This window comes from Serratia sp. OLAL2, from assembly GCF_002752475.1.
GTDB classification, from domain to species: Bacteria; Pseudomonadota; Gammaproteobacteria; order Enterobacterales; family Enterobacteriaceae; genus Serratia; species Serratia bockelmannii.
In genome coordinates this window covers 57,797-71,734 of the sequence record NZ_MSTL01000020.1, presented here as the reverse complement: position 1 = coordinate 71,734, position 13,938 = coordinate 57,797, and the positions used below count along the sequence as shown (strand labels likewise).

Here is a 13,938-nt window from a genome sequence, read left to right as displayed (position 1 = left end):
GAACCGGTTCCATTTAACGTACCGGTAACAGCAGCGGCGGCGACAATGCCGCCTCAGGAGTCAAAATGAAAACAGAAATCATCGTGGTCACCGGCGCCTACGGCACCGATACCGTCAAACAACACGGCGGCCAGCGCGCGCTGTTGCCCATCATCGCCGGCGCGGGCGCCGACGGAGTGGAGATCCGCCGCGAACTGTTCACCGCCGGTGAACTGGACAGCCTGCCGGCGCTGGCGCAAGAGATCGATCGCCAGCAGCTGTTCGCCGTCTATTCCGCCCCTGAGGCGCTGTTCACACCGCAACATACGCTGAACCCCAACCTGTCGGCGCTGCTGGCGGAAGCGCAGGCGCTGAACGCGCGCCAGCTGAAGCTCTCCCTCGGCCATTTCCGCCCCGGCTTTGATTTTACCGAGTTGAAAGTGGCGCTGGAGCAACACCCGGTCAAGCTGGTGGTCGAGAACGACCAAACGCCGGACTGCGGCATTTTGTCGATGCTGAACGCCTTTTTCCACGCCGCGGAAGATAGCCACCTGCCGGTCAGCATGACCTTCGATATGGCCAACTGGCTGTGGGTGGGGCAAGACGCCTTCGCCGCCGCCGAACGCCTGGCCCGCCACGTCGGTTACGTGCACGTCAAAGCCGCCACCCAAGGCCCGCGCGGCTGGCGCGCCATCGCGCTGGACGAGACCGACGGCAGCTGGCGCGACCTGTTGGCCCGCCTGCCGCACGATGCGCCGCGCGGTATCGAATTCCCGTTGCAGGGCGATGACCTGGAAGCCGTCACCCGCCATTACGTCAATATCTTGCGTGCGGAGTAACCCCATGATGACAACGTTAACGGCAACGACGGCGCAGCAGGCGCCCCTGGATGTGGTCACGCTGGGTGAAGCCATGGCGATGTTCGTGGCGGCACAAACCGGCGATCTGGCGGAGGTGGAAACCTTCACCAAACGCATCGCCGGCGCCGAACTGAACGTGGCGATCGGCCTGGCGCGTCTGGGTATGAACGTCGGCTGGGTCAGCCGCGTCGGCAACGATTCGTTCGGGCGCTTCACCCTGCAGCAGTTGAAAAAAGAAGGCATCAATTACCGGCAGGTGACGGTCGACGGCCACTACCCCACCGGTTTTCAGGTGAAATCCAAAACCACCGATGGTACCGATCCCAGTGTGGAGTATTTCCGCAAGGGCTCGGCGGCCAGCCACCTGTCGATTGCCGATTTCAACCGCGAGTATTTCGGTTCCGCGCGCCACCTACACCTGAGCGGCGTGGCGGCGGCGCTGTCCAGCGAGTCGCTGGCGCTGTGCCACCATGCGGCGCGCGAGATGCGTGCCATGGGTAAAACCATTTCGTTCGATCCCAATCTGCGCCCGGTGCTGTGGCCCAGCCGCGAGGTGATGATCGAGCAGCTGAACCAGCTGGCGTTCGCCGCCGACTGGGTTCTGCCGGGGTTGAAAGAGGGACAGATCCTCACCGGCCAGTCGACGCCGGAAGGCATCGCCGATTTCTATCTGGAGCGCGGCGTGCAGGCGGTGATCATCAAAACCGGCCCGGACGGCGCCTGGTTTAAAACCGCCGCCGGCGATAAGGCGACAGTGGCCGCGGTCAAGGTCGACAACGTAGTGGATACCGTCGGTGCCGGGGACGGCTTTGCCGTCGGCACCCTCAGCGCCCTGCTGGAAGGCAAAACGCTAATACAGGCGGTGCAGCGCGGCAACAAAATCGGCTCGCTGGCGATCCAGGCCATCGGCGACAGCGAAGGCCTGCCGACCCGTGCGGCGCTGGCCGAATAACAATAAAAAAAACGACTTCTCCGCATGACGTCAGCCTCTGGCCCTACAACCGGGACGCGTCGGGAGAGCATCTGCCCCTTCGTCTTTCACGCCCAGCGTGCCGGGCGAAGGGGATGCAACACCACTGAAGGATACTGAACATGAACAAAGCGACTGTCGCGGCCAAACGCTGGTGGTACATCATGCCCATCGTGTTTATCACCTACAGCCTGGCCTATCTCGATCGCGCCAACTTCAGCTTCGCCTCTGCCGCCGGCATCAATGAAGATCTCGGCATCACCAAAGGCATGGCCTCGCTGCTGGGCGCGCTGTTTTTCCTCGGTTATTTCTTCTTCCAAATTCCCGGCGCCATCTACGCCGAACGTCGCAGCGTCAAAAAACTGATCTTCTGGTGCCTGATCCTGTGGGGCGGCTGCGCCTCGCTGACCGGCGTGGTCAGCAATATTCCGATGCTGGCCGCCATCCGCTTTATCCTCGGCGTGGTGGAAGCGGCGGTGATGCCGGCGATGCTGATCTACATCAGCAACTGGTTCACCAAATCGGAGCGGTCACGCGCCAATACCTTCCTGATCCTCGGCAACCCGGTGACGGTGCTGTGGATGTCGGTGGTGTCCGGTTACCTGATCCACGCCTTCGGCTGGCGTGAAATGTTCATCATCGAGGGCATTCCGGCGGTTATCTGGGCGTTCTGCTGGTGGGTGCTGGCGAAAGACAAACCGGCGCAGGCCGGCTGGCTGAGCGCCGATGAGAAACAGGCGCTGCAGCAGCAGCTGGACGAAGAGCAAAAAGGCATCAAGGCCGTGCGCAACTACGGCGAAGCCTTCCGCTCACGCAACGTGATCCTGCTGTGCGTGCAGTACTTCGCCTGGAGCATCGGCGTGTACGGCTTCGTGCTGTGGCTGCCTTCCATCCTGCGCAGCGGCATGCAGATGGGCATGGTGGAGGCCGGCTGGCTGTCGGCGGTGCCTTACCTGGCGGCGACCATCGCCATGATCGTGGTCTCCTGGGCGTCGGACAAAATGCAAAACCGCAAGCTGTTTGTCTGGCCGCTGCTGCTGATCGGCGCGCTGGCGTTCTTCGGTTCTTACGCCGTCGGCGCCAACCACTTCTGGATCTCCTACGGCCTGCTGGTGGTCGCCGGCGCCGCGATGTACGCCCCCTACGGGCCGTTCTTCGCCATCATTCCGGAAATGCTGCCGAAAAACGTTGCCGGGGGCGCCATGGCGCTGATCAACAGCATGGGCGCACTGGGTTCGTTCTTCGGTTCGTGGTTCGTCGGCTATCTGAATGGCGCCACCGGCAGCCCGGCGGCTTCCTACATGTTCATGGCCATCGCACTGGTGGTGGCGGTGGTGCTGACGCTGATCGTCAAGCCCGCCCGCAACGAGATCCAGCCGCAATTGGCTTGATCCAGTTATACTTTTTATCTGTTAACCCAACCGGGGGGGCACCATGCCCCCTTTGGCCCAGCTGGAGTTCGTGATGAAGCCTTCTATCGTATTGTACAAAAGCCTGCCCGCCGATCTGCTTGAACGTCTGGAACAGCACTTCACCGTGCACGCCTTCAACGGCCTGCAGCCGGAGAACCGCGACGAACTGCGCCAGGCGTTGCAGCAGGCCGAAGGGATCATCGGTTCCGGCGGTAAAATTGACGAAGCCTTCCTGCAGCAGGCGCCCAAACTGCGCGCGGCCTCGACCGTTTCCGTCGGCTACGACAACTTCGACGTCGAGGCGCTCAACGCCCATAACGTGCTGTTGATGCACACCCCGACGGTGTTGACCGAAACCGTCGCCGACACCATCATGAGCCTGGTGCTGGCGACCGCGCGCCGGGTGGTGGAAGTGGCGGAGCGGGTGAAGGCCGGCGAATGGCGCGGCAGCATCGGGCCGGACTGGTTCGGCGTCGACGTGCACCACAAAACCATCGGCATCCTCGGCATGGGCCGCATCGGCCTGGCGCTGGCGCAGCGCGCGCACTTCGGCTTCGGCATGCCGGTGCTGTACAACGCCCGCCGCACGCACGAAGAGGCGGAGCAACGCTTCAACGCCCGTCGCTGCGATCTGGATACCCTGCTGGCCGAGTCGGATTTCGTTTGCATCACGCTGCCGCTGACCGAACAAACCTTCCACATGATCGGCCGCGAACAGCTGGCGAAAATGAAGAAAAGCGGCATTCTGATCAACGCCGGCCGCGGGCCGGTAGTGGATGAGCAGGCGCTGATCGAAGCGCTGCAAAACGGCGTGATCCACGCCGCCGGGTTGGATGTGTTCGAGAAAGAGCCGCTGCCGGCCAACTCGCCGCTGCTCAGCATGCCGAACGTGGTGGCGTTGCCGCACATCGGCTCCGCCACCCATGAAACGCGCTACGGCATGGCCGCCTGCGCGGTGGATAATTTGATCGCCGCGTTGACCGGCACGGTGAAAGAAAACTGCGTCAACCCGCAGCTGTTGCGGAAATAACTCAGCGCGGCCGGTGGTCTGAGGATAACCGGCCGTGTTGCTCTTCCTGCTGCGGCGCGAACAGCGCCTGCAGCTGATGTTCTTCGGCGAAGTGCTGCAATTCGGCATCCTGAATTGCCTGAACGATCTCTTCTCGCCAGTTTTTGTCCGTCATCGCTAACCTCCTTTGATGTTCACCGTTTAATCTGCCGCAGCGCGCGCACAAAGCCAAGCCGAATCAATCCGAAAACGCTCCGCCCTTCCTCTCCTCCTCGAAAAACCCTCGCAGGGAGGAGGCCATTTTTCCGTCGTTTGCCACACTGGGCGCTACCCTGCGAGAAAAACGCTTCCTGCCGCGCGTAAGGAGAGCCATGAAACTGTTACCCCTGCCCTTATTGATGCTGCTGTCGCCTTCGGCGCTGGCCAGCTGGACACTGCCGGGTTTCCCGGCCCTCGACGAAACGGCCGCCGGGCTGTTCACCAGCCAGGCCACGCTGCCCAAAGGCCAGCTGCCGCTGCGCCTGTATCAGGATAACCACTGCTGGCAACCGGCGGAGGCGATAAAACTTAACCAGACGCTGTCGCTGCACCCGTGCGGCGCCAACCCGCCGGTCAGCTGGCGGCAGTTCCGCGCCGGCGACTATCAGGTGCGCGTCGATACGCGCAGCGGCACGCCGACGCTGCAGCTCAGCCTAAGCAGCGTGCCGGAAAGCGCCGCCGTTGCCGTCCGCAGCTGCCCGCGCTGGGACGGTAAGCCGGTCACGGTCGACGTCACCTCCACCTTCACCGAAGGCGAAACGCTGCGCGATTTCTATTCCGGCCAAACGGCGCAGGTGAGCCAGGGAAAAATCACGCTGCAGCCCGCCCCCGCCAGCGGCGGCCTGTTGCTGCTGGAATCCGCCGCCACGGCGAAACCGGCGGCGTTCAGCTGGCATAACGCCACGGTCTACTTCGTGCTGACCGATCGCTTTGAGAACGGCAATCCGGCCAATGACCACAGCTACGGGCGCCGCAGCGACGGCCTGCAGGAAATAGGCACCTTTCACGGCGGCGATCTGGCCGGCCTGACGCAGAAGCTGGATTATCTGCAGCAGCTCGGCGTCAACGCCTTGTGGATCAGCTCGCCGCTGGAGCAGATCCACGGCTGGGTCGGCGGCGGCACCCAAGGTGATTTCCCGCATTACGCCTATCACGGCTATTACGCGCTGGACTGGACTCGCCTCGACGCCAACATGGGCACCGAACAGGAGCTGCGCACGCTGGTCGAGCAGGCGCATCGCCGCGGCATTCGCATTCTGTTCGACGTGGTGGTGAACCACGTCGGCTACGCCACGCTGGCGGATATGCAGACGTTCCACTTCGGCTCGCTGTATCTGCAAGGCGCAGAGGTGGAGAAAACCCTGGGGAAAAACTGGAGCGACTGGCGCCCCGGGCCAGGGCAAAACTGGCACAGCTTCAACGACTACATCAACTTCAGCGACAAGGCGGGCTGGCACCCATGGTGGGGGAAAAATTGGATCCGCACCGACATCGGCGACTATGACGCGCCGGGCTATGACGATCTGACGATGTCACTGGCCTTCCTGCCGGATATCAAAACCGAAGCGCCCGGCGCCAGCGGCCTGCCGCTGTTCTATCGCCACAAACCCGACACCGCCGCGCGCGACATGCCCGGCGCCACCCCCCGCGATTACCTGACCGTCTGGCTCAGCCAGTGGGTGCGCGATTACGGCATCGACGGTTTTCGCGTCGATACCGCCAAGCACGTGGAAAAACCGACGCTGGCGCTGTTGAAACAGCGCGCCACGGCGGCATTGGCGGCATGGAAAGCGGAGCATCCGCAGCAGGCGTTGGATGATGCGCCGTTTTGGATGACTGGCGAGGCCTGGGGCCACGGGGTGATGAAAAGCGACTATTACCAAAACGGCTTCGACGCGATGATCAACTTCGATTTCCAGGACCAGGCGTCGCAGGCATTGGGCTGCTTCGCCGACATCGATGCCACCTACCGGCAGATGGCCGAGCGGCTGCAGGATTTCAACGTGCTGAGCTACCTCTCTTCGCACGACACCCGGCTGTTCTTCGCCAGCGACGCCAAAGGCTCGCTGCCTCGCCAACAGCGGGCGGCGAACCTGCTGTTGCTGGCGCCGGGCGCGGTGCAGATTTACTACGGCGATGAAAGCGGCCGCCCGCTCGGCCCAACCGGTTCCGATCCGCTGCAGGGTACCCGCTCCGACATGAACTGGCGTGAGTTGCAGGGGGAAAAAGCCCCGTTGCTGGCCCACTGGCAACGGTTAGGGCAGTTCCGCGCTCGCCACCCGGCGATCGGCGGCGGCGTGCAAACCCCGCAGGCGCACGCCGCCTATTACGCCTTCAGCCGCCGGCTCGGCGACGATAAGGTGATGGTGGTGTGGGCCGGCGAACGGTCACAATAATCCAGCGTAATATGCTGCTAATCGGCCAATGAGCGAAGTTTGTGACCATTGGCCGATTTGTCGGCCGCATTGCAGCGGGATTTGTCTGGCGGTATGGTGGGTGATTACCTGCTAAGAAACAGTACTGCTGCACCTATGACTTTCTCACTTTTCGGCGAAAAATTTACCCGTTATGCGGGCATTACCCGTTTGATGGACGACCTGAACGAAGGCCTGCGCACCCCCGGTGCCATCATGCTCGGCGGCGGCAATCCGGCGCAGATCCCAGAGATGGAAGCCTACTTCAAACAGCTGTGCCAGGAGATGCTCGACCAGGGCAAACTGACCGAGGCGCTGTGCAACTACGACGGCCCGCAAGGCAAAGACGCGCTGCTGAAAGCGCTGGCCAATCTGCTGCGCGACGAGCTCGGCTGGGAGATTTCGCCACAGAATATTGCACTGACTAACGGCAGCCAAAGCGCGTTTTTCTACTTGTTCAACCTGTTCGCCGGCCGCTACGCCGATGGTTCGCGCCGCCGCGTGCTGTTCCCATTGGCGCCGGAATATATCGGCTATGCCGACGCCGGGCTGGACGAAGGGCTGTTCGTCTCCGCCAAACCGAACATCGAGCTGCTGCCGGACGGCCAGTTCAAGTATCACGTCGATTTCGAACATCTCACCATCGGCGATGACATCGGCATGATCTGCGTTTCACGGCCGACCAACCCGACCGGCAACGTGATCACCGACGAAGAGCTGATGAAGCTCGACCTGCTGGCGCAGCAGCGTGATATTCCGCTGGTGATCGACAACGCCTACGGCGTGCCGTTCCCCGGCATCATCTTCAGCGACGCCACGCCGCTGTGGAACCCGAACACCATCCTGTGCATGAGCCTGTCCAAGCTCGGCCTGCCGGGCTCGCGCTGCGGCATCGTGATCGCCGACGAGAAGGTGATCACCGCGCTAACCAACATGAACGGCATCATCAGCCTGTCGCCAGGCAGCATGGGGCCGGCGATGGCGACGGAAATGATCGCGCGCGGCGATCTGCTGCGCCTGTCGAACGAGGTAATTCGCCCGTTCTACAAACAGCGCGTCGAGCACACCATCGAGATTATTCGCCGCTACCTGTCGCCGGAGCGCTGCCTGATCCACAAACCGGAAGGGGCTATCTTCCTCTGGCTGTGGTTCAAGGATCTGCCGATCACCACCGAAGTGCTGTATCAGCGCCTGAAAAAGCGCGGCGTGCTGATGGTGCCGGGCCACTACTTCTTCCCGGGGTTGGAGCATGAATGGCCGCACACCCACCAGTGCATGCGCATGAACTACGTGCCCGATCCGGAGAAAATCGAGCGCGGCGTGGCTATTCTGGCGGAAGAGATCGAGCGCGCACATCAGAAAGGCTAACGCCGACTGATTGAAAATTGACCGACAAAGATATACGATGCATATATCGTATATCTTTTTTTGGAGGGCCAACGATGACTCGCATCGTGATCGATTTACCTGAAGAAGACCTGCGGCAGCTCGATAATCTGAAAAATATCCGCCACGTTCCGCGGGCCGAGATCATTCGTCAAGCAGTCTCCCGCTATCTGACGGAGAACCACGTGGAAGATCCCAGCAACGCTTTCGGGCTCTGGTCCGGGGCGATGGGAGATGGCGTGGAGTACGAAAATCGTCAGCGCGAGGAGTGGGAATAATGGTGGCTCAACGGGCGTTATTCGACACCAATATCCTGATCGATTATCTCAACGGCATTCCTCAAGCCAGGGACGTTCTGGTCGAGTATCACATCAATCCGGCCATCAGCGCCATCACCTGGATGGAAGTGATGGTAGGTGCTAAAAAACAGGGTCCGGCACTGGAGCTGAAAACACGTCAGTTTTTAGGGCAATTTCTGCTGCTGCCTATTACCGATGAAGTCGCTGAACGCGCCGTAGAACTGCGCCACTCACAGCATGTGAAACTGCCAGACGCCATTATCTGGGCCACAGCGCAGGTGGGATTCCGGATGCTCATCTCCCGCAACCCCAAAGATTTCGGCACTGACAATGGCGTGTTGATGCCTTATCGGCTGTAGACGATCCGCACTACAGCGTCCAGAACAGCACCGCCAGCAGCTGCGGCGACATGATGCGCAGGAACATCGCCAACGGATACACGGTGGCGTAAGACAGCGCGGCGGCGCCGCTGGTGGGATGCAGACCGTTGGCGAAGGCCAGCGCCGGCGGATCGGTCATCGATCCCGCCAGCATGCCGGACAGCGTCAGGTAGTTCATCTTGCCCACCGTGCGTGCCAGAATACCGACGCTCAGCAGCGGAATGGCGGTGATTAACGCGCCATAACCAATCCATGTCAGCCCCTCGCCGTGCAGCAACGTATCGATAAAATTGCCGCCCGATTTCAAACCGACCACCGCCAGAAACAGCACGATGCCCAGTTCGCGCAGCGCCAGGTTGGCGCTCGGCGGCATAAACCAATACAGCTTGCCGATACTGCCGATGCGCCCCAGGATCAGCGCCGCCACCAACGGCCCGCCGGCCAGCCCCAGCCGCAATGCCGCCGGGAAGCCGGGCACGAACAGCGGAATGGAGCCCAGCAGCACCCCGAGACCGATGCCGATAAAGACCGGCAGCATCTGCACCTGCTGCAGTTTTTGTTGGGCGTTGCCGACGATTGCCGTCACCGCGTCGATGGCCTCCGGCCGGCCGACCAGGTTGAGAATGTCGCCGAACTGCAGCGTCACGTTGCTGCCGGCCACCAGCTCCACGCCGGCGCGGTTGAGGCGTGAAATCACCACGTCATACTTCTGCTTCAGGTTCAGCTCGCGGATTTTCTTGCCCAGCACCTGCTCGTTGGTCACCACCGCCCTCACCACCTGCAGCGCGGTGCCGCGCGTCGACAGCGAAGCGTCCACCTCTTCGCCGATCACCAGCCGGGCGTTCTCCAGATCTTCACGCTTGCCCACCAGATGCAGGTAGTCGCCAAGTTCCAGCCGCTCGTGCGGCGCCGGCACCATCAGCAGCTCTCCGCGCTTGAGGCGCGAACAGACGATCGCTTCACCGTTGAGCAACGGCACCTGCTTAATCGCCATGCCCTGCAGGTTGGGATTGCGCACCGCCACGTTGATGGCGTGCAGCAGCTCACGCTGATTGCCCAGGCTGTTTTCAAACGCCTGCGCCTCGCGCTCGATGTTGATGCGGAAGACCAATCGGATCAGCCACATCACCAGCAAGATGCCGCAAATGCCGAACGGGTAGGCCATGGCGTAGCCCATCCCCATGCCGTCCACCAACGCCGGATCGGAACCGAGATCGGTCAGGATTTGTTGACCGGCGCCCAGCGCCGGGGTGTTGGTGACCGCGCCGGAGAACACGCCGAGGATGATCGGCAGCGGCACGTCGAACAGCTTGTGCACCGCCGCCGCCACGACGCCGCCGGTCAGTACCAGCAGCACCGCGAAGGCGTTGAGGCGCAGACCAGAGACGCGCAGCGAAGAGAAGAAACCGGGACCGACCTGGATGCCGATGGTGTAAACGAACAGGATCAGGCCAAACTCCTGGATAAAGTGCAGCATGTCCCCGTTCAGGCTGATTTGCCCGCTCTGGGCAAAGTGCCCGACCAGGATACCGCCGAACAGCACGCCGCCGATGCCCAGCCCGACGCCGTACAGCTTCCAGTTCCCCATCCACAGCCCAATGACGGCCGCCAACGCCAACATGCTGACGGTCAGGGCGATATCGCTCATAGGTCACATCCTTGCCAAAGTTGAACATGGGATTTGCGGACAAAGACACACAATTAACAAGGATTATGGCATCGGGCAGACGGGGGGACTGTGGCGTGCGCCACATAACGCAACGGGGGAGATCCGTCTGGATCTCCCCCGCATGATGATGACCGTTTTTCAGTCGGTTATTTGGCTTCCAGCTCCGGCGTCGCGCCGATGGCAATGCGCTGAGGCTGCAAGGCTTCCGGAACCTGACGCACCAGATCGATGTGCAACAGGCCATTTTCAAATTTGGCCTCGGATACCTGCAGGTGTTCCGCCAGAGTGAAGGTCAGCTGGAACTCTTTGCACACCAACCCCTGATGCAGGTACTCGACCTGTTTTTCCGGCGGCGTGGGTTTACCGCTGACGGTCAGCCGCGGCCCTTCCACTTCGATATTCAGTTCGCTCTGCCGGAAACCGGCCAGCGCCAGAGAAATACGGTAGTGATTGTCATCGCTTTTCTCGATGTTATACGGCGGGAACCCCTGGGGTTCCTGGCCGCCCATTGAACTGGCCAATTTATCAAAACCAATCCATTGACGCAGAAGCGGGGATAGATCGTAATTACGCATAGGAACAACTCCTTTCATTAAGCGAGATGTGTTTATTCAGCCCCCTGACGGCAGGCGGATTGTTACTGCATATTTGCCGACAGCGTTCCTGCCGGCGAAAAGGGAATTATTTAATTTCGATACGGCGCGGTTTTAATGTTTCCGGCACGATGCGCTGCATATCGATATACAGCAGGCCGTTTTCCAGTTTGGCGCCTTTAATTTGAATATGTTCGGCCAGCTGGAATTTACGCTCGAAATTACGCTCAGCGATGCCCTGATATAAATAGGTTTTTTCTGCCGGTTCGTTATTGTGCGCACCGCGCACGATCAGCAGATTATCTTGCGTGGTGATCTCCAGCTCCTGCTCGGCAAACCCGGCTACCGCAATGGCGATGCGATAATGATTTTCGTCCACCAGCTCGACATTATAAGGGGGATAACCGCCGTTGCCCTGGCTCTGGCCGGCCTCCAGCGCGTTGAACAGGCGATCGAAACCAATGGCGGAACGGTATAGCGGAGAAAGATCGAAATTACGCATAAAACAGCCTCCTAAGGCACTTCAGCGAGGTTGAAATAAATACGCCTTCCATTCTGGACAGGCTAATTAAGCCAGAATTCCCTTACGGCAAATTCTCAATCCGGCTCTGATGATAAAATGGGGGTTGATTTCATCAATTCAACGGGCGAGGATCAAAAAAAGCGCTTTTCGGTTAGGTGAAAGTTTTTTTACCACTTACACTAAAGTGAGAGAGCCGCCACAGAGCGGGATTTTGCTTCTTTTAAAGCAGCAACAGGATGTTATAAATCAGCTTAATTTAGGGGCACAGCAACCCTGCAGGATGGATTAATGACGACGATGAAAGCGATAGCGACGGGCTGCATGTTGTTGGCGACCAGCGGTTGCTCCAGCGTGATGAGCCATACCGGCCCGAATCAGGGTTACTATCCCGGCACCCGCGCCAGCGTGGACATGCTGAAGGACGACAACACCAGCTGGGCGATGATGCCGCTGGTGGCGCTGGATCTGCCGTTCTCCGCAGTGATGGATACCGTGCTGCTGCCTTACGACTATCTGCGTTCAGGCAATGACGCCACCGCAGACTCGCCAAAAGCGCGCATCCTGCGCAGCGAGCAGCAGAATCTGGCGGCAACCGGCAACCCCGGCGAGGGCAACGACAGCACCGCCACACACTAATCACGCACGCAGCGGGCCATCAGGCCCGCCTTACGCCTCAACCACAAAGATCTGGTTGAATCCGGCAATCTCGCGCATAAACGCCACTTTCTTGCCATCCGGCGAAAACACCACGGCATCTCCCGACGGCGGCTGCAGGCTGCGCTGCGTTAAACGCTGCAGGCGGCCGCTGGCGACCTCACACAGCATCACGCTGTTGTCACACACCAGGGCTATCGCCCCGCCCTGCGGGTGCCAGCTGAACGCCGACTGGATGTCATGCTCGGCGCGGCTGACCTGGCGCGGCTCACCGCCGTTCGGCGACACCGTCCACAGCTGTACCACGCCGCCGTCATCCTTCATCAAAAATGCGATTTGGCTGCCGTCCGGCGAGCTGCGCAGCCAATGGCGCGGCGCACCGGCGACGCCCGGAAAACGACGCTCCCCGGTAAAGGTTACCCGCCGCTGCCTGACGCCAAGCGGCGGCGCCGGCAGCTCGCTTTCCGTCCCCTGCAGCGGCACCGCGCCGGCCCTGGCGTAGTCGGCGTCGTTCTCCGGCAGATCGACGATAAACACCTCCGGCAGCTTTTCGCCGGCGGCGGACAACGTATCGCCAATGAACGCCAGCGCCCAGCGCTGCCGGCTGCCGTCGGCCTTACGGTAACCTTCGCGGCCAATCCAGCCCTCTTCGTAGGCGCGATTGATCTGATCGCTGCCCGGCTGCGGCTGCGGCACGGTCTCACTGACCAGCACGCAATAGTGGCTGCCGTCATATTCACGGGGATGCTGTTTCGGCGGATTGACCCCGTGCAGCGGCACAGCCACGCCGACGTTGCGCAGATCGCGCGCCGGATCGCATTCATGCATCACGTGATCGTTGTAGGTAAAGCTGAGGCGGCTGCCGTCCGGGCTGAAAACGTGCACATGGCTGCCGCCGCGCAGCGCGCCGGGCGTGTAGGGCGCCGTGATATCCAGCGCGTCGAGGGTAATGGCCAACTCGCGATCCGGTTCGCTAACGATCACCCCGCGGCGGTGATGAAAATCATACTGCCAGGCGCTGTCCGGGTGTTCCGGGCCGTGGATGAAGACGTAACGCGCCGGCGCATCGGGGCTGACCGTGACCACGCCGACGTGTGCGCCGTGCTGGGCGCGATAAACCACTTCCACCGCGCCGCTGGTGACGTTGACCCGCTCGATGCTAAGGCCGGTGAAAGAGGCGCCGCGCGGGCGCACGTCATAAGCCAGCCATTGGCTATCCGGCGTCCAGACGTTGATATTGGTTAACTGATGCCCGCGTGGGTCGAAAGTCAGTTGTTTTTCCCGATGGCTCATGGCGGCTCTCCTGCGCATGCTGGCACTGAACGGCCATCTTACCGGATCGGCGGCAGCGTTTCATATGGCCAGCGAGAGGCGCTCGGGGGCATTTTGGCGCAATTATTTTTCAGCGTCTTATCATTTAAGCCGCTCGGCGGCGCCGGCAGGAAATAAACGCCCGGGTAGGCGGCCGTATTCCAGGCAGCGAAACTCAGCGGTGCCCATGCCGTATAGGCAGATGCCGCGAGCGCTATTTTTTCATTCTCATTTACTTGATCAAAATAATTCAGCGGCAGCGCCTTTCTTAACGCAAATAAATAAAAAATCGTGTCGCTAAACGACAGGTTAATGATTACTTTCACCGCCAACCCGATGCTCTTCTCCGGCCATTGCCGTTTGCTGGCCGGCTTACCCGCCGGTCGGATGGCAGGGTTTACAATCAATACAAAAAAGTACAATATGGATTTTTAAGTCCA

The 13,938-nt window shown here is 60.9% G+C and carries 15 protein-coding genes; 9 read left to right on the top strand and 6 right to left on the bottom strand.

The features are described from left to right. The first annotated feature begins 65 nt into the window (after nucleotides 1–65). From BVU99_RS22250 to ghrB, 4 genes are all read left to right on the top strand, one after another. Nucleotides 66–818: a hypothetical protein gene (locus tag BVU99_RS22250; protein WP_025304773.1), complete on the top strand. Its 753-nt coding sequence runs from the start codon at nucleotides 66–68 to the stop codon at nucleotides 816–818. Nucleotides 819–825: 7 nt separating this feature from the next. Continuing rightward, nucleotides 826–1,791: a sugar kinase gene (locus BVU99_RS22245; RefSeq protein ID WP_049207119.1), complete on the top strand. Its 966-nt coding sequence runs from the start codon at nucleotides 826–828 to the stop codon at nucleotides 1,789–1,791. Between the two features lie 140 nt (nucleotides 1,792–1,931). Further along, the gene (locus BVU99_RS22240) at nucleotides 1,932–3,200 is read left to right on the top strand and encodes an MFS transporter (protein WP_033639091.1); all 1,269 of its coding nucleotides are present in this window, start codon (nucleotides 1,932–1,934) and stop codon (nucleotides 3,198–3,200) included. Between the two features lie 73 nt (nucleotides 3,201–3,273). Then, nucleotides 3,274–4,251: a glyoxylate/hydroxypyruvate reductase GhrB gene (gene ghrB, locus BVU99_RS22235; RefSeq protein WP_049204664.1), complete on the top strand. Its 978-nt coding sequence runs from the start codon at nucleotides 3,274–3,276 to the stop codon at nucleotides 4,249–4,251. 1 nt (nucleotide 4,252) lies between these two features. Here the strand turns inward: ghrB and BVU99_RS25190 are convergent, their stop codons facing one another. Further along, nucleotides 4,253–4,405 (bottom strand): hypothetical protein, encoded by a 153-nt coding sequence (locus BVU99_RS25190; RefSeq protein WP_162837931.1) that lies wholly within the window; start codon nucleotides 4,403–4,405, stop codon nucleotides 4,253–4,255. 196 nt (nucleotides 4,406–4,601) lie between these two features. Here BVU99_RS25190 and BVU99_RS22230 point away from each other — a divergent pair, with 196 nt between their 5' ends. From BVU99_RS22230 to BVU99_RS22215, 4 genes are all read left to right on the top strand, one after another. Then, complete coding sequence (locus BVU99_RS22230; protein ID WP_099816907.1) at nucleotides 4,602–6,665, top strand: alpha-amylase; 2,064 nt, start codon at nucleotides 4,602–4,604, stop codon at nucleotides 6,663–6,665. 135 nt (nucleotides 6,666–6,800) lie between these two features. Beyond that, on the top strand, nucleotides 6,801–8,051 hold the full coding sequence (locus BVU99_RS22225; protein WP_049204660.1) for a valine--pyruvate transaminase: 1,251 nt from the start codon (nucleotides 6,801–6,803) through the stop codon (nucleotides 8,049–8,051). Nucleotides 8,052–8,125: 74 nt separating this feature from the next. Further along, nucleotides 8,126–8,347 carry a ribbon-helix-helix domain-containing protein gene (locus BVU99_RS22220; RefSeq protein ID WP_025304767.1) on the top strand — a complete coding sequence of 74 codons (222 nt, stop codon included), beginning with the start codon at nucleotides 8,126–8,128 and terminating at the stop codon, nucleotides 8,345–8,347. Continuing rightward, nucleotides 8,347–8,727 (top strand): type II toxin-antitoxin system VapC family toxin, encoded by a 381-nt coding sequence (locus BVU99_RS22215; RefSeq protein ID WP_025304766.1) that lies wholly within the window; start codon nucleotides 8,347–8,349, stop codon nucleotides 8,725–8,727. The genes BVU99_RS22220 and BVU99_RS22215 overlap by 1 nt, the downstream gene beginning before the upstream one ends. Nucleotides 8,728–8,737: 10 nt before the next feature. On the opposite strand, the gene BVU99_RS22210 is transcribed toward BVU99_RS22215, so the two are convergent. The 3 genes from BVU99_RS22210 to ibpA all read right to left on the bottom strand — a co-directional run bounded on the left by BVU99_RS22210 (nucleotide 8,738) and on the right by ibpA (nucleotide 11,512). Then, nucleotides 8,738–10,396, bottom strand: a complete 1,659-nt coding sequence (locus BVU99_RS22210; protein WP_099816906.1) for a putative transporter — start codon at nucleotides 10,394–10,396, stop codon at nucleotides 8,738–8,740. A 167-nt stretch (nucleotides 10,397–10,563) separates the two neighbouring features. Further along, nucleotides 10,564–10,992 (bottom strand): small heat shock chaperone IbpB, encoded by a 429-nt coding sequence (ibpB, locus tag BVU99_RS22205; protein ID WP_004933922.1) that lies wholly within the window; start codon nucleotides 10,990–10,992, stop codon nucleotides 10,564–10,566. Nucleotides 10,993–11,098: 106 nt separating this feature from the next. Beyond that, nucleotides 11,099–11,512, bottom strand: coding sequence for a small heat shock chaperone IbpA (gene ibpA, locus BVU99_RS22200; protein WP_004933919.1), 414 nt, complete (start codon nucleotides 11,510–11,512; stop codon nucleotides 11,099–11,101). 309 nt (nucleotides 11,513–11,821) lie between these two features. Here ibpA and BVU99_RS22195 point away from each other — a divergent pair, with 309 nt between their 5' ends. Further along, nucleotides 11,822–12,169 carry a YceK/YidQ family lipoprotein gene (locus BVU99_RS22195; RefSeq protein WP_016929593.1) on the top strand — a complete coding sequence of 116 codons (348 nt, stop codon included), beginning with the start codon at nucleotides 11,822–11,824 and terminating at the stop codon, nucleotides 12,167–12,169. Between the two features lie 30 nt (nucleotides 12,170–12,199). Here BVU99_RS22195 and BVU99_RS22190 read toward each other — a convergent pair whose 3' ends face one another. Together BVU99_RS22190 and BVU99_RS22185 are read right to left on the bottom strand one after the other, a co-directional pair. After that, nucleotides 12,200–13,480 carry a DUF3748 domain-containing protein gene (locus BVU99_RS22190; RefSeq protein ID WP_099816905.1) on the bottom strand — a complete coding sequence of 427 codons (1,281 nt, stop codon included), beginning with the start codon at nucleotides 13,478–13,480 and terminating at the stop codon, nucleotides 12,200–12,202. A 38-nt stretch (nucleotides 13,481–13,518) separates the two neighbouring features. Next, entirely contained in the window at nucleotides 13,519–13,920 is a 402-nt protein-coding gene (locus BVU99_RS22185) for a hypothetical protein (protein WP_144334736.1), read from the bottom strand. Between the last annotated feature and the right edge of the window lie 18 nt (nucleotides 13,921–13,938).

Bases quoted from the DNA above. Each gene is read 5' to 3' on its own strand.
- BVU99_RS22250 (WP_025304773.1), top strand. From the start codon at position 66: ATGAAAACAGAAATCATCGTGGTCACCGGCGCCTACGGCACCGATACC.
- BVU99_RS22245 (WP_049207119.1), top strand. From the start codon at position 826: ATGACAACGTTAACGGCAACGACGGCGCAGCAGGCGCCCCTGGATGTG.
- BVU99_RS22240 (WP_033639091.1), top strand. From the start codon at position 1,932: ATGAACAAAGCGACTGTCGCGGCCAAACGCTGGTGGTACATCATGCCC.
- ghrB (WP_049204664.1), top strand. From the start codon at position 3,274: ATGAAGCCTTCTATCGTATTGTACAAAAGCCTGCCCGCCGATCTGCTT.
- BVU99_RS25190 (WP_162837931.1), bottom strand. From the start codon at position 4,405: ATGACGGACAAAAACTGGCGAGAAGAGATCGTTCAGGCAATTCAGGAT.
- BVU99_RS22230 (WP_099816907.1), top strand. From the start codon at position 4,602: ATGAAACTGTTACCCCTGCCCTTATTGATGCTGCTGTCGCCTTCGGCG.
- BVU99_RS22225 (WP_049204660.1), top strand. From the start codon at position 6,801: ATGACTTTCTCACTTTTCGGCGAAAAATTTACCCGTTATGCGGGCATT.
- BVU99_RS22220 (WP_025304767.1), top strand. From the start codon at position 8,126: ATGACTCGCATCGTGATCGATTTACCTGAAGAAGACCTGCGGCAGCTC.
- BVU99_RS22215 (WP_025304766.1), top strand. From the start codon at position 8,347: ATGGTGGCTCAACGGGCGTTATTCGACACCAATATCCTGATCGATTAT.
- BVU99_RS22210 (WP_099816906.1), bottom strand. From the start codon at position 10,396: ATGAGCGATATCGCCCTGACCGTCAGCATGTTGGCGTTGGCGGCCGTC.
- ibpB (WP_004933922.1), bottom strand. From the start codon at position 10,992: ATGCGTAATTACGATCTATCCCCGCTTCTGCGTCAATGGATTGGTTTT.
- ibpA (WP_004933919.1), bottom strand. From the start codon at position 11,512: ATGCGTAATTTCGATCTTTCTCCGCTATACCGTTCCGCCATTGGTTTC.
- BVU99_RS22195 (WP_016929593.1), top strand. From the start codon at position 11,822: ATGACGACGATGAAAGCGATAGCGACGGGCTGCATGTTGTTGGCGACC.
- BVU99_RS22190 (WP_099816905.1), bottom strand. From the start codon at position 13,480: ATGAGCCATCGGGAAAAACAACTGACTTTCGACCCACGCGGGCATCAG.